Source organism: Streptomyces sp. NBC_01335 (assembly GCF_035953295.1).
In the GTDB taxonomy this organism is placed as follows: Bacteria; Actinomycetota; Actinomycetes; order Streptomycetales; family Streptomycetaceae; genus Streptomyces.
On record NZ_CP108370.1, the window covers coordinates 5,878,627 to 5,892,019 of the forward strand.

The 13,393-nt window shown below is 74.4% G+C and carries 11 protein-coding genes; 8 read left to right on the forward strand and 3 right to left on the reverse strand.

Translation table 11 applies throughout. The annotated features are described in order from the left end of the window. Positions 1 to 124: 124 nt before the first annotated feature. The 3 genes from OG599_RS25435 to OG599_RS25445 are packed head-to-tail and all read right to left on the reverse strand — an operon-like array spanning position 125 to position 2,165. Positions 125 to 1,045, reverse strand: a complete 921-nt coding sequence (locus tag OG599_RS25435; RefSeq protein ID WP_327178277.1) for an aminoglycoside phosphotransferase family protein — start codon at positions 1,043 to 1,045, stop codon at positions 125 to 127. A gap of 41 nt (positions 1,046 to 1,086) precedes the next feature. Then, positions 1,087 to 1,569: a DUF4439 domain-containing protein gene (locus tag OG599_RS25440; RefSeq protein WP_327178278.1), complete on the reverse strand. Its 483-nt coding sequence runs from the start codon at positions 1,567 to 1,569 to the stop codon at positions 1,087 to 1,089. Next, positions 1,566 to 2,165 carry a hypothetical protein gene (locus OG599_RS25445; RefSeq protein WP_327178279.1) on the reverse strand — a complete coding sequence of 200 codons (600 nt, stop codon included), beginning with the start codon at positions 2,163 to 2,165 and terminating at the stop codon, positions 1,566 to 1,568. Before OG599_RS25445 ends, OG599_RS25440 begins: the two co-directional genes overlap by 4 nt. 176 nt (positions 2,166 to 2,341) lie before the next feature. Here OG599_RS25445 and rimP point away from each other — a divergent pair, with 176 nt between their 5' ends. The 8 genes from rimP (at position 2,342) to OG599_RS25485 (ending at position 13,374) form a co-directional block, all read left to right on the forward strand. Continuing rightward, positions 2,342 to 2,848: a ribosome maturation factor RimP gene (rimP, locus tag OG599_RS25450; RefSeq protein ID WP_327178280.1), complete on the forward strand. Its 507-nt coding sequence runs from the start codon at positions 2,342 to 2,344 to the stop codon at positions 2,846 to 2,848. 2 nt (positions 2,849 to 2,850) lie between these two features. Further along, the gene (gene nusA / locus OG599_RS25455) at positions 2,851 to 3,891 is read left to right on the forward strand and encodes a transcription termination factor NusA (RefSeq protein WP_327178281.1); all 1,041 of its coding nucleotides are present in this window, start codon (positions 2,851 to 2,853) and stop codon (positions 3,889 to 3,891) included. 213 nt (positions 3,892 to 4,104) lie between these two features. Next, positions 4,105 to 4,392 (forward strand): YlxR family protein, encoded by a 288-nt coding sequence (locus OG599_RS25460; protein WP_327178282.1) that lies wholly within the window; start codon positions 4,105 to 4,107, stop codon positions 4,390 to 4,392. A 140-nt stretch (positions 4,393 to 4,532) separates the two neighbouring features. Next, positions 4,533 to 7,667 carry a translation initiation factor IF-2 gene (infB, locus tag OG599_RS25465; protein WP_327178283.1) on the forward strand — a complete coding sequence of 1,045 codons (3,135 nt, stop codon included), beginning with the start codon at positions 4,533 to 4,535 and terminating at the stop codon, positions 7,665 to 7,667. Between the two features lie 138 nt (positions 7,668 to 7,805). Beyond that, complete coding sequence (locus OG599_RS25470; RefSeq protein ID WP_266709805.1) at positions 7,806 to 8,102, forward strand: DUF503 domain-containing protein; 297 nt, start codon at positions 7,806 to 7,808, stop codon at positions 8,100 to 8,102. 23 nt (positions 8,103 to 8,125) lie between these two features. Next, positions 8,126 to 8,569 carry a 30S ribosome-binding factor RbfA gene (gene rbfA, locus OG599_RS25475; protein WP_327178285.1) on the forward strand — a complete coding sequence of 148 codons (444 nt, stop codon included), beginning with the start codon at positions 8,126 to 8,128 and terminating at the stop codon, positions 8,567 to 8,569. After that, the gene (gene truB / locus OG599_RS25480) at positions 8,566 to 9,465 is read left to right on the forward strand and encodes a tRNA pseudouridine(55) synthase TruB (RefSeq protein ID WP_327178286.1); all 900 of its coding nucleotides are present in this window, start codon (positions 8,566 to 8,568) and stop codon (positions 9,463 to 9,465) included. Before rbfA ends, truB begins: the two co-directional genes overlap by 4 nt. Before the next feature lie 273 nt (positions 9,466 to 9,738). Further along, positions 9,739 to 13,374 (forward strand): trypsin-like peptidase domain-containing protein, encoded by a 3,636-nt coding sequence (locus tag OG599_RS25485; protein ID WP_327178287.1) that lies wholly within the window; start codon positions 9,739 to 9,741, stop codon positions 13,372 to 13,374. The last annotated feature ends 19 nt before the right edge of the window (positions 13,375 to 13,393 follow it).

Consider the following 13,393-nt stretch of genomic DNA (forward strand, 5'->3'; position numbering starts at 1 on the left):
CACCACCTGTACGACACGACCCCCGCGCACCGACGAGGTGCGCGGGGGTCGTGTCATGCGTACGGGGCGGCCAGTCGTCCCGGAGCCGGCCGCCTCAGAGCCAGTCGTCCCGGAGCCGGCCGGCTCAGAGCCAGCCGGCGAACTCCAGCGACATCTCGCCCGTCTGCTGCCGCCCCTCGGCCAGCGCCCGGGTGCCCGACTCCACCGCCCGGAACAGGGTCCAGCCGTGCAGCCGCTCCTGGCCCACCTCCAGCGAGTCCGCCAGCTTGCGCACCCGGCGCCGGGCCGTCGCCGGCCCGCCCGGCGAGGCGATCAGATCCTCCACCCGGTCGCGCACCAGCCGCGCCAGATCGTAGGCGCGCTCGCCCACCAGCGGCTCCGGCCCGACGGTGAGCCAGGGCGCCCGCTCGCCGGACAGCACCTTGCTCTGCCGGAAGTTGCCGTGCAGCAGCAGCGCCTCGGTCGGGTCCGCGACCAGCTCCTCGCGGACCGCCAGCGCCGCCTCCACCAGGGGCGCCAGCTCCGGATCACCGGCGGCGAACGCGCGCATCGCGCCGGTCCGCCGCCCGGTCCGTTCCGCGACCGTCTCGAACGCGTGCCCCTGGGGCGGCTCCACCCAGAGCCTGCGCACCGTGCCCGCCGCCTCCAGCAGTGCCTTGGCCTCCGGCAGCGAACGCAGCGACACCTCCGGGTGCAGGCGCTCCAGCAGCATCCCGCCGCCGGGCGTCACGGCCTCGGCCGGCTCCAGGAGACGTACCGAACCCCAGCCGTTCCAGTGGGCCAGCGCGGCCCGCTCGGCGGCCGGCGCCGCCCCGGGCGGGGCGATCTTCAGCGCGGCCGGGGTGCCGTCCGCCCGGCGTACCAGCAGGACCACGCTGGTACGCCCGCCGGGGGCGGCCACCCGGTCGACGGTCAGGGCCCGGCCGCCGGCGGAGAGCTCCGCCTCCACGAGCGCGCCGAGCGAGCCCAGCCAGGCGTCGGCCGCGGCCTTCCCGTACTGCTCGTCCAGCGCTCGCGCCAGACGCTGCGGCGGTTCGAAACCCATACCTGCCTTGTACCTTTCCGAGGCCGGTTCAGTGACCCGATTCAATGCGTCCCGGCGGCGCCGGCGGCCTCCAGGGGAGAGGGGGACGCGGTCCCCGCCCGGCCGGCCCGCTCCGCGAGCCCCGGAAAGGCTACGCCGGAGCCCCGCCAGCGGGCCGCGCGCACGGCGGCCTCCCGCAGCGCGAGCGCCGCGTCCCGCCGGTCCGTGCCCTCCGTGGCCCGTACGAGGTCGGCGCAGGCACCCGCGACGCCGTCCTCCAGGACGGCCGCCAGCCGGAGCGCCGCCGCACCGTCGTGGACCGCGAACGGCAGAGCGTACGCGGCGTCCGCCACCACCGGGACACCGCCCAGGTCCCGCACCGCCCGGGCCAGCGCGTCGCGGCGGGCCCGGTGCGCGTGGTAGGCGCTCGTCGCCTCGGAGCGGCTGCTGCCGGAGGTCCTGGCGCCGACCACGCCGTAGCCGTACACGGCCGCGTGCTCGGCGGCCAGGGCGGCCTGCGCCGCCGTCAGTGCCTGGGCCGTCATGATGCCGGGGTCTCCTTGGCCAGTTCGGTGAGCAGGTAGGCGTGCACGCCGCAGGCGGCGGCGACCGACGCCAGCAGCCGGGACAGCTCCGGTTCCGCGTCGAGGAGCGAGGCGGTGTGGGCGTCCCCCGCCCGCCTCGCCTCGGCCGCCAGCTCCGTCAGCGCGGTGCGCGCGTCGCCGGCCGGGCTCGCCGAGCCGGAGGGACCGGCGGTGCTCTCGACCGCCTCGGTCGTGGGCGCGGGGCTCGCCGGGGCCGACGCGGTCGGAGCCGAGGCCGAGGGGCGGGGCGACGCCGTCGCGGTGCCCTCGGCGAGCGCCTCGGTGTGCTGCCGCACCTCGGCCCGCAGCGGGGCGAGCCCGGCGTCCGTCGCCGGGTGGGCGGCGGCGACCCGGTCGTACCGGGCGAGCAGCGCGGCGCTGGTCCGCACGGCGGTCGTCCGCAGCCTCTGCTCGGGGCTCGTCCGGGCGGCCCGGGCCGCCCCGGTCCGCTCCGCCGCCGGCCGTTCCTCGCTGTCGCAGCCCGCCAGCACCGTTCCCGCCACGAGCGCTCCGGCGGCGGTGAGTGCCCCCCTGCGCGTCGTCCCCGTGGACCGCACTTTTCTCCTTCGGGCTTGAACAAGTCCTGACAGGATCTGTCCTGAAGTGATCACCGTTGGCGAGCGTACCCGCGTGCGGGCGGCCTGAGGACGGCAACACCCCCCGCGACCGGATACCCTTTGTCCTGACGCACGACGATCCCCACAACAGCAGACGCGGCCGAGGAGTCACCCGGATGAGCACCAACCAGAGCGAGAGGCTGCGCGGGCTGCTCGAACCGCTCGTCGCCTCTGTACAGCTCGACCTCGAGGAGATCGAGGTGTCCCGGGCCGGCCGCCGCCGTGTGCTGCGGATCGTCGTCGATTCGGACGACGGCGTCGAACTCGACACCTGCGCGGAGCTCAGCCGCTCCCTCTCCGAGAAGCTCGACGAGACCGACGCGATGGGCGAGGACGAGTACGTCCTGGAAGTGAGCTCGCCGGGCGCCGACCGCCCGTTGACCGAGCACCGCCACTACGTCCGCGCCACCGGCCGGCTGGTCAAGTTCAAGCTGACCGCCGAGGCGGGCGCCGACGAGCTGATCGCCCGTGTGCTGGAGGTCGACGACGAGGGCCTCGACCTGGAGGTCCCGGGGGTCAAGGGCCGCAAGCCCACCTCGCGCCGGATCGCCTTCGCCGAGATCGACAAGGCGCGCGTGGAGATCGAATTCAACCGCAAGGACAAGAAGGAAGAGGAGGCGTAGCCGTGGACATCGATGTGAAGCTTCTGAGGGGCTTGGCGCAGGACAAGGGAATCCCGTTCGACGTGCTCGTCGGGGCGATCGAGTCGGCCCTCCTCATCGCGTACCACCGCACGGACGGCAGCTTCCGCCGGGCGCGCGTGGAGCTGGACCGCAACGGCCACGTCACCGTCTGGGCGACGGAGGACCCGGCCGACCTGGAAGAAGGCCAGGAGGCCAAGGAGTTCGACGACACCCCGTCCGGCTTCGGCCGCATCGCGGCGACCACCGCCAAGCAGGTCATCCTGCAGCGGCTGCGCGACGCCGAGGACGACCGGACCTTCGGCGAGTACGCCGGACACGAGGGTGACGTCGTCACCGGCGTGGTCCAGCAGGGCAAGGACCCGCGCAACGTCCTCGTCGACATCGGCAAGCTCGAAGCGATCCTGCCGGTGCAGGAGCAGGTGCCGGGCGAGGAGTACACCCACGGCCTGCGGCTGCGCACCTACGTCGTCCGGGTGGCCAAGGGTGTCCGCGGCCCGTCCGTGACGCTGTCGCGCACCCACCCCAACCTCGTGAAGAAGCTCTTCGCGCTGGAGGTCCCGGAGATCGCCGACGGTTCCGTCGAGATCTGCGCCATCGCCCGCGAGGCCGGCCACCGCTCCAAGATCGCGGTCCGCTCCACCCGTTCCGGACTCAACCCGAAGGGCGCCTGCATCGGCCCGATGGGCGGCCGTGTCCGCAACGTCATGGCCGAGCTGCACGGCGAGAAGATCGACATCGTGGACTGGTCCGACGACCCGGCCGAGATGGTCGCCAACGCGCTGTCCCCCGCACGGGTGAGCAAGGTCGAGATCGTTGACCTCGGCGCCCGTTCCGCCCGGGTGACCGTGCCCGACTACCAGCTCTCGCTGGCGATCGGCAAGGAGGGGCAGAACGCCCGTCTGGCCGCACGCCTCACCGGCTGGCGCATCGACATCCGTCCGGACACCGAGACCGACGAAGAGCGCGACGTCGCCGACCGCGAGCGGGCCGAGCGGGCCCGGGAGCGTTCCGAGCGCGGCTGACCGGCGTACGGTCGCCGGCCTCCGGGAACCCCGCTGCGGCGGGACCGCCCGGAGGCCGCGCCGTCCCGACGGTGTGCCGCCGGGCGGGTACGCGCCCCCGGAAGCCGGGGCGCCAGGAATAGATCGACGCGGGAACCCGCTGGAGATCACAACAACATCCGTTCGATTTTTGCCCCAAAGGGGTGAGGTCGGCGCGGGGAGGTAGACTTAGCGGTGTCTGGCCGGACGCAAGCCCGCGCTTGTCCCGAACGCACCTGTGTGGGATGCCGGGAGCGAGCGGCCAAGACCGAGTTGCTGCGCATCGTGGTGGACGAGGGCGCTTGTGCGCCTGATCCACGCGGTACGCTGCCCGGCCGGGGTGCGTATGTGCACCCGGCATCTGTCTGTCTCGACCTGGCGGTCCGCCGCCGGGCGTTCCTCCGGGCCTTCAAGGCCAAGGGGCCGTTCGACACCACCGCGTTGCAGCGGTTCGTCGAGCGGGTGGCACCGCAAGAAAAGTGAACGGCACGGGTCCCCGTGCGGTCAGGTACCTCGCGAGTTGGAAGTAGGTCGAGATTGCGATGAGCACTCGATGAGTACGCGATGAGTACGCCCATGAAGTAGCGACGGTCCGGCGGTAACCCGGACCTAAAAGGAGCGAAGTGGCTAAGGTCCGGGTATACGAACTCGCCAAGGAGTTCGGCGTAGAGAGCAAGGTCGTCATGGCCAAGCTCCAAGAACTCGGTGAATTCGTCCGTTCGGCGTCCTCGACGATCGAGGCGCCGGTTGTACGCAAGTTGACCGATGCACTGCAGGGGCCCGGCGGCAACGCCGGCAAGTCCGCTGCCAAGCCGGGAGCGCCTCGTAAGGCTGCCCCCGCCAAGCCCGCGGCGCCCTCCCCGGCCGCTGCGGCACGTCCCGCTGCCCCCAAGCCCGGCGCACCGGCTCCCAAGCCTGCTGCCGCCGCGCCTGAGACCAGCGCCCCCGCGGCTCCGGCCGCACCGTCGGCCGGTCCCCGTCCGGGCCCGCGTCCGGCCCCCCGGCCCGCGCCGGTGACCCCGGTCCCCGTCGCCGAGTTCTCGGCGCCGGCCCCGGCCCAGCCGGCCGCGCCGCAGCAGCCCCAGGCCCCGCGCCCCGCGGGTGCCACCCCGGGTCCGCGTCCCGCCCCGGCCCGTCCGGCTCCGGCCGGCGGCCAGCGTGACGGCGGCCAGCGCGACAGCCGTGACGGCGGTCAGCGCGACAACCGCGGCGGCGACCGCCCCGCGCGTCCCGCCGGCCAGGGCGCCCCGCGTCCGGGCGGCGCACGTCCGGCCGGTCCCCGTCCGGGCAACAACCCGTTCACCTCCGGCGGTTCCACCGGCATGGCGCGCCCCCAGGCGCCCCGTCCCGGCGGTGCCCCGCGCCCCGGCGGCGGTCAGGAGCGCCCCGGCGCCCCGCGCCCCCAGGGCAACACCGGTGGTCCCGGCGGCGCCCCGCGCCCGCAGGGCCCCCAGGGCGGTGCCCGTCCCACCCCGGGCGGCATGCCCCGCCCGCAGGCTCCGCGTCCCGGCGCTCCCGCCGGTAACCGTCCCAACCCCGGCATGATGCCGCAGCGTCCCGCTGCGGGCCCGCGTCCCGGCGGTGGCCCCGGCGGTGGCCGCGGTCCCGGCGGCGGTGCGGGTCGTCCCGGCGGCGCCGGCGGTGCCGGTCGTCCCGGTGGCGGCGGCTTCGCGGGTCGTCCCGGTGGCGGCGGCGGTGGCGGCTTCGCCGGCCGTCCGGCCGGTCCCGGCGGTGGCGGCGGCGGTGCCGGTCGTCCCGGCGGCGGTGGCGGCGGCTTCGGCGGTCGTCCCGGCTTCGGCGGACGTCCCGGCGGCCCCGGTGGCCGTGGTGGCACACAGGGTGCGTTCGGCCGTCCCGGCGGTCCGGCGCGTCGTGGTCGCAAGTCGAAGCGGCAGAGGCGCCAGGAGTACGAGGCCATGCAGGCCCCGTCGGTCGGCGGCGTGATGCTGCCTCGCGGCAACGGACAGTCCGTCCGCCTGTCGCGCGGTGCCTCGCTCACCGACTTCGCCGAGAAGATCGGCGCCAACCCGGCGTCGCTCGTCGGCGTGATGATGAACCTCGGCGAGATGGTCACCGCCACGCAGTCCGTCTCCGACGAGACGCTGAAGCTCCTCGCGGACGAGATGAACTTCGTCCTCGAGATCGTCAGCCCGGAGGAGGAGGACCGCGAGCTGCTCGAGTCCTTCGACATCGAGTTCGGCGAGGACGAGGGCGGCGAGGAATCGCTCATCCCGCGTCCGCCGGTCGTGACCGTCATGGGTCACGTCGACCACGGTAAGACCCGACTCCTCGACGCGATCCGCAAGACGAACGTCGTCGCGGGCGAGGCCGGCGGCATCACCCAGCACATCGGTGCCTACCAGGTCTCCGCCGAGGTCAACGGCGAGGACCGGAAGATCACCTTCATCGACACCCCGGGTCACGAGGCGTTCACCGCCATGCGTGCCCGTGGTGCGAAGTCGACCGACATCGCGATCCTCGTGGTGGCGGCCAACGACGGTGTGATGCCCCAGACGATCGAGGCGCTGAACCACGCCAAGGCGGCCGACGTGCCGATCGTGGTCGCGGTCAACAAGATCGACGTCGAGGGTGCCGACCCGGTCAAGGTGCGCGGTCAGCTCACCGAGTTCGGTCTGGTGGCCGAGGAGTACGGCGGCGACACCATGTTCGTCGACATCTCCGCCAAGCAGGGTCTCAACATCGACTCCCTGCTGGAGGCCGTCGTCCTCACCGCCGACGCCTCGCTCGACCTGCGGGCCAACCCGGAGCAGGACGCGCAGGGTATTGCGATCGAGTCCCACCTCGACCGCGGTCGCGGTGCCGTCGCCACCGTCCTGGTGCAGCGAGGCACGCTGCGGGTCGGCGACACGATGGTCGTCGGCGACGCCTACGGCCGAGTCCGCGCCATGCTCGACGACAAGGGTGAGAACGTCGAGGAAGCGGGTCCGTCGACCCCCGTCCTCGTCCTCGGTCTCACCAACGTCCCGGGTGCCGGCGACAACTTCCTGGTCGTCGACGAGGACCGCACGGCCCGGCAGATCGCCGAGAAGCGTGCGGCCCGCGAGCGCAACGCCAACTTCGCCCGCAAGGGTGTCCGGTTCTCCCTGGAGAACCTCGACGAGGCGCTCAAGGCCGGTCTGGTCCAGGAACTCAACCTCATCATCAAGGGCGACGCGTCCGGTTCGGTGGAGGCTCTCGAGTCCTCGCTGCTCCAGCTCGACGTCGGCGACGAGGTCGACATCCGCATCCTGCACCGCGGTGTGGGTGCGGTCACCGAGTCGGACATCAACCTGGCGACCGGCTCCGACGCCATCGTGATCGGCTTCAACGTGCGTGCCGCAGGGCGCGCGCAGCAGATGGCCGAGCGCGAAGGCGTGGACGTCCGGTACTACTCGGTCATCTACCAGGCGATCGAAGAGATCGAAGCGGCCCTCAAGGGCATGCTCAAGCCGGAGTACGAAGAGGTCGAGCTCGGTACGGCGGAGATCCGCGAGGTCTTCCGCTCGTCCAAGCTGGGCAACATCGCCGGTGTCCTGGTCCGGTCGGGCGAGGTCAAGCGCAACACCAAGGCGCGCCTGCTCCGCGACGGCAAGGTCATTGCGGAGAACCTCAACATCTCCGGTCTGCGCCGCTTCAAGGACGACGTCACCGAGATCCGCGAAGGCTTCGAGGGCGGTATCAACCTCGGAAACTTCAACGACATCAAGATCGACGACGTCATCGCGACGTACGAGATGCGCGAGAAGCCGCGAGGCTGACCCGTACCTCAACAGTCGGGGCCGATCGGCGGGAGGAAATTCCCGTCGATCGGCCCCGGCCGTTCCGTGTACGGTTCTGGTGTTCCTGCCAAGCGTGGGCAGGACACGAACCCGAACCGGCGGGACATCCGGGCATCCATGTATGTGGGGACTCTGTCCTTCGATCTGCTCCTCGGCGACGTACGGTCGTTGAAGGAGAAGCGTTCCATCGTCCGGCCGATCGTCGCCGAGCTCCAGCGCAGATTCGCGGTGAGCGTGGCGGAGACGGGCGATCAGGATCTCCATCGCAGGGCCGAAATCGGCCTCGCCGTGGTCTCCGGGGAAACCCGGCACCTCACAGACGTGCTGGACCGGTGCGAGCGACTCGTCGCCGGCCGGCCGGAAGTGGAGCTGCTGTCCGTACGGCGGCGGCTGCACAGCGACGAAGACGATTGAGCAAGGCAGAAGGAGACGGACCAGTGGCCGACAACGCGCGGGCGAAGAAGCTGGCGGACCTCATCCAGCAGGTGGTCGCCGAGAAACTGCAGCGCGGGGTCAAGGACCCCCGGCTGGGTACCCACGTGACGATCACGGACACCCGCGTCACCGGTGACCTGCGGGAGGCCACGGTCTTCTACACGGTCTACGGCGACGACGAGGACCGTGCCAGCGCGGCGGCCGGCCTGGAGAGCGCCAAGGGCGTGCTGCGGTCGGCGGTCGGGGCGGCGGCGGGGACGAAGTTCACCCCCACCCTCGCCTTCGTGGCGGACGCCCTGCCGGGCAACGCCAAGGCGATCGAGGACCTCCTCGACCAGGTGCGGGCCTCGGACGCCAAGGTGCGCGAGGCGTCCTCGGGCGCCACGTACGCCGGTGGCGCCGACCCGTACCGCAAGCCGGAGGACGAGGACGACACCTCAGCATGACGGAGCAGATCAGGACGCCGGACGGCCTTGTCATCGTCGACAAGCCGTCCGGCTTCACTTCGCACGACGTCGTCGCCAAGATGCGCGGCATCGCCCGTACCCGTCGCGTCGGCCACGCCGGCACGCTGGACCCGATGGCGACCGGGGTGCTGGTGCTCGGCGTGGAGCGGGCCACCAAGCTGCTCGGCCACCTCGCGCTGACCGAGAAGGAGTACCTCGGTACGATCCGGCTCGGCCAGGACACCGTCACCGACGACGCCGAGGGCGAGATCACCTCGTCCACCGACGCCTCCGAGGTCACCCGTGAGGGCATCGACGCCGGGGTCGCCGTACTGACCGGTCCGATCATGCAGGTCCCGTCCAAGGTCAGCGCCATCAAGATCGACGGCAAGCGGTCGTACGCGCGGGTGCGCGGCGGCGAGGAGTTCGAGATCCCGGCCCGTCCGGTGACGGTCTCCTCGTTCCGCGTCTACGACGTCCGCGAGGCGGTCGCGGAGGACGGCACCCCGGTGCTGGACCTGGTCGTCTCCGTCGTCTGCTCCTCGGGGACGTACATCCGGGCCCTCGCCCGGGACCTCGGTGCCGGGCTGGGCGTCGGCGGGCACCTGACGGCGCTGCGGCGCACCCGGGTCGGCCCGTACGGCATCGACACGGCCCGGACGCTCGACCAGCACCAGCAGGAGCTGACCGTGATGCCGGTGGCCGAGGCCGCCGCGTCGGCGTTCCCGCGCTGGGACGTGGACGAGAAGCGGGCCAAGCTGCTGCTCAACGGGGTCCGGCTGGACATGCCGGCGTACCCGCCGGGGCCGGTCGCGGTCTTCGGGCCGGACGGCGCCTTCCTGGTGCTGGTGGAGGAGGAGAAGGGCAAGGCCAAGAGCCTCGCCGTCTTCGCCTGAGCGGTCCCCGGGCCGTCTCCCGGCGTCTCCGTTCGCCCGCACGGCTTCTTCACGCGGCCTGCTTCCCGTCCGGTGCACCGGACGGGAAGCAGGCCGCTGTCGTGGAGCGGACCCCCCAGCTCTCCACGAACCCCCCTCCGCCGAGCACTCTGTCCATTCGGGCCCCCGAACTCACCCCAATGGACGGGCGCTCGGGGTGAATCAGGGGCGTGAGGGGGCGCATTCACCCGTTCTGGCCTATGGGGCCACCCCCGCCCGCCTACCTTCGGACCCATGGGAAGCGGGGACCGGACGACGCTGGTGAGGATCTGCGACCAGGCAGGCCGGCCCCGGGGCACCGGATTCCTGGCCGACGACCGGGGCACCGTCGTGACCAGCCACCAGGTCCTCGACGGCCTGGCACCGGGCGGCCCGCTCCTCCTGCACGGGCCGGACGGCGTCCCCCGCCCCGTGGACCCCGAGGACATCGTGCCGCTGCCCGCCCTCGGCCTCGCGCTGCTGCGCACCGGGGACACCGCCGCCCTCGGCCTGGAGCCCCTGCCCATCGCCGCGCCAGAACGCGCGGAGCCGGGAGCGTACGTCCACATCGCCGCGCACGGCATCCGCCAGGCCCGGGTGCTCGGCACCACCCCGGCCACCTACCCCACCCGTGACGGCCACGCGCATCCGGTGGCCGCCGTGCTGGAACTCGCCGTCGGCACCGACGGCCGGGACGCGCTGCGTTCCGGCGGGGCCGCCGTCGGAGGACCCGTCACCGACCCCCGTACCGGAGCCGTCCTCGGCGTGCTCTGCCCAGCCCTGCTCGCCGGCCACGAGGCGGCCGGGCTCGCTCTGCTGCTGCACCCCGGCGACGGTGGCCCGCTCGACGAGCTCCTCGGCCGCAACGCGCTCACCGTTCCCGGCTACGGCCGAGACCTCAACCTCGCGGGCGCCCTCCGGCTCACCGCCACCTCCGTCGCCGCGGCCCGCTCCCCCCGGCAGGGTCCCCACCGCGTCGAACCCGTCGTCCGCGAGGAGGTCGCGGCCGAGCTCGCCGCCTTCGAGAGCGCTACGGCGACCGTCCTCGGGCTCGTCGGCGCACCCGGCACCGGCCGTACCACCGAACTCGCCGCCCTCGCCGCCCGCCGGGCCGAGGCGGGCGGCTGCGCGCCCACCCTCTGGCTGCGCGGCGCCGATCTGCTCGCCGACGACCACTCGGTGGCCGACGCCGTGGCCCGGACCCTGGACCGCTCCGCCCTCATCGTGAACGCGGCGGACGGCCCGGGAGCCCCGGAGGACAGCGCGGCGGGAGCCACCCCGGAGCGGATCGCCGCCCTCGCCGCCGGCGCCGGGCGCCCGCTGCTCGTCCTGCTCGACGGGCCCGAGGAGATGCCGCCCGTCCTCGCCCACCGGCTCGCCGGATGGACGTCCGCCACCGCCGGCTGGCTCCGCGCGCACGAGGCCCGCATGGTGGTCGCCTGCCGCCCCGAGCACTGGGAGACGGCGGGCGCCCTCCACCCGCCGGGCGTCCTGCACCACCCCGCGCGCCCCGCGGTCGGCCTGCCGCCCGGACTGCTCCTCGGCGACCTCGACGCGGCGCAGGCGGCCCTGGCCAGGGAGCGGTACGCACTCGCGGACGGGACCGTCGCCGCCGGCCACGACCGCCATCCGCTGACCCTCGGACTCCTCGCCGAACTCCGCGCGGTGCTGCCGCCCGACGTCCCCGGCACCCCGGACACCGAAGACGTCTTCTCCGCCCACCTCGACCTGACCTGCGCCCGGGTGGCGGTACGGATCGCGGCGCCCGCCGATCCCCCCATGAGCGGACCCGCCGTACGCAGGCTCGCCGCGCGGGTGGCGGGCCAGGTGCACGAGGCGGCCCGCCGGTGCCTGGGGCCCGGCCAGGGGGAGCTCGACCGGGCCGCCTTCGAGGCGCTCTTCCCCCGGCGCACCGGCTGGGCCTCCGCCGTCCTGACCGAGGGCCTCCTCGTCCCGGCCGGCGAGGGCTACCGCTTCGCCCACGAGGAGGTCGGCGACTGGGTGCAGGGCGCCCACCTCGACCTGGACGCCGCCCTGACCTTCCTGGTGCACCGCTGGCACGCCGACGAGCGGCCCGCCACCGGGCCGGGCCCCGGGCCGGAGGGTGGCCCGGCCTCCTCGAACCACCTGCCCGTGCCCCGTCACCGCATCGGGCCGGTCGTCCAGGCGATGCTGCTGGCCGGCCGGCGCCACGGCGACGCCGCCCTCGCGCACCGCATGGCCGACCTGATCGAGGCGCTCGACCGGCTGGGCGCCCGTGCCCGGGATGTCCGCCCCTCGCGCCCCGGCCACGAGGACGCCGCGTGGTGGGCGGCCCGGCTGCTGCGCGAGACGCTGCTCAAGGTCGCCGACGCCCGCCCGTACGCCGGAGTGCTGCGGGTGCTCGCCGGGCGGATCACCCGGGCGGCCGGGCCGGACGGGGTCGTGCCGGGCGGGGCGTACACCGCGTTCGACCCGTGGTTCTGGCGGCGGCTGCGGCTGCCCATGGAGGACCGGGTCGACCTGCTGCGGCTGCTGATGCCCGCCGACGGGGGGCCGGGACGCGACGGCGAGGAGCGCTTCCTCGACGCGGTGGACCACCTGCTGACGGCGGCCCCGGCGGCGGTGCGGCGGATGCTCTGCGGCTGGTTCACCGACGAGCGCCCGCTCCGCGCCGACGGCTTCGACGGTCCCGACGGCCCGGCGGACGGTCACCCGCCCCGGCGGCCCACCGTGGCCACCGCCGCGCAGACCCTGCTGTACGCCCGCCGCGCCCTCGCCCCGGACGACCTCGCCGACGCGCTCGTGGACACCCCGCACCCGTGCGCCGCCGACCTCCTCCTCGCGCTGGCCGAGGACGAGCCCGCCACCCTGAGCCGCGCGGTCGCCCGCTGGGCGCGGGACGACGAGCGGCCCGAGCGCCGCGCCGCCGCCGCGCGCTACGCCGGGGCCGTCGTCGGCCGGGCGGAGGCGGCCGAGGACCGGGCGCTGCTGCGCGCCGCCGCCCTCGCCCTGCTGGGGCGGACGCAGGACGCCCCGCTGCACGGCCCGGCGCTCGCGCTCCTCGTCCGCGACCCGGAGACGCGGGAGAGGTGGCTGCCCCAGGCGCTGCGGGCCTACGCCCAGGGCGCGCCGGGCCTGCCGACCGCCCTGGTCGCCGAGGCGCTGCCGTCCTCCCCGCAGCCCGTGCTCGCCGCCCTCCGCGGCCGGCTGTCCCGCCCGGGGGAGGAGGCGGGCAAGGCGCTCGCCGAACTGGCCGCCCTGGACCTCCCGGCGCTCTCGCTGCACACCGCCGGACTCGTCCGCACCTATCTCCAGCACTCCGGGGACGGCGAGGGCTCCGCCGGCGCACGGGTCGCCGCCCTGGTGGACCAGCGGCTCGAGCAGGGCGCGGCGGCCCGCGCGCTGCTGCTTCCCCTGGTCGCCTCGCTGCTCCGGGACCCGCCCGCGCCCGCCCCGGTCCGCGCTGCGCTGGCCCGGACCCTCGGCTCCGGCGGCAGCCCCGCGTCCCGGCCCGCGCGCGCCGAGCTGCTGGAGACGCTGATGGAGTACGAGCAGAGCACCGGGCGCGACCCGGACGTGCTGCACGCCCTGCTCCGGGCGGCCGCGGCCGGCTCGGCGCGCCGCCCCGAGCCCCGGACCCGCGCGCTGGTGCACCGTACCGGGACGCTCCTCGTCCGGTCGGCCGAGGGCGCCGAGCGGTTCGACCGAGAACTCGTCGCCCTCGCGTCCGCGGTGCCGGGATTCGCTCCGATGGTCTGCCGTTGGCTGGCCGCCGCCCCCGAGGAGTGGGCGGCCGTGGTGGGACCCGACGCCCGGGCCGCCCTGGAGCGCCTGGCGGCCTCCCGGCGCACGATGACGGTGCCGATGCAGGCGACCGGACACGAGCATGGCAGTCTTAGACCTGCGTAATCCACATACACATGCAGAC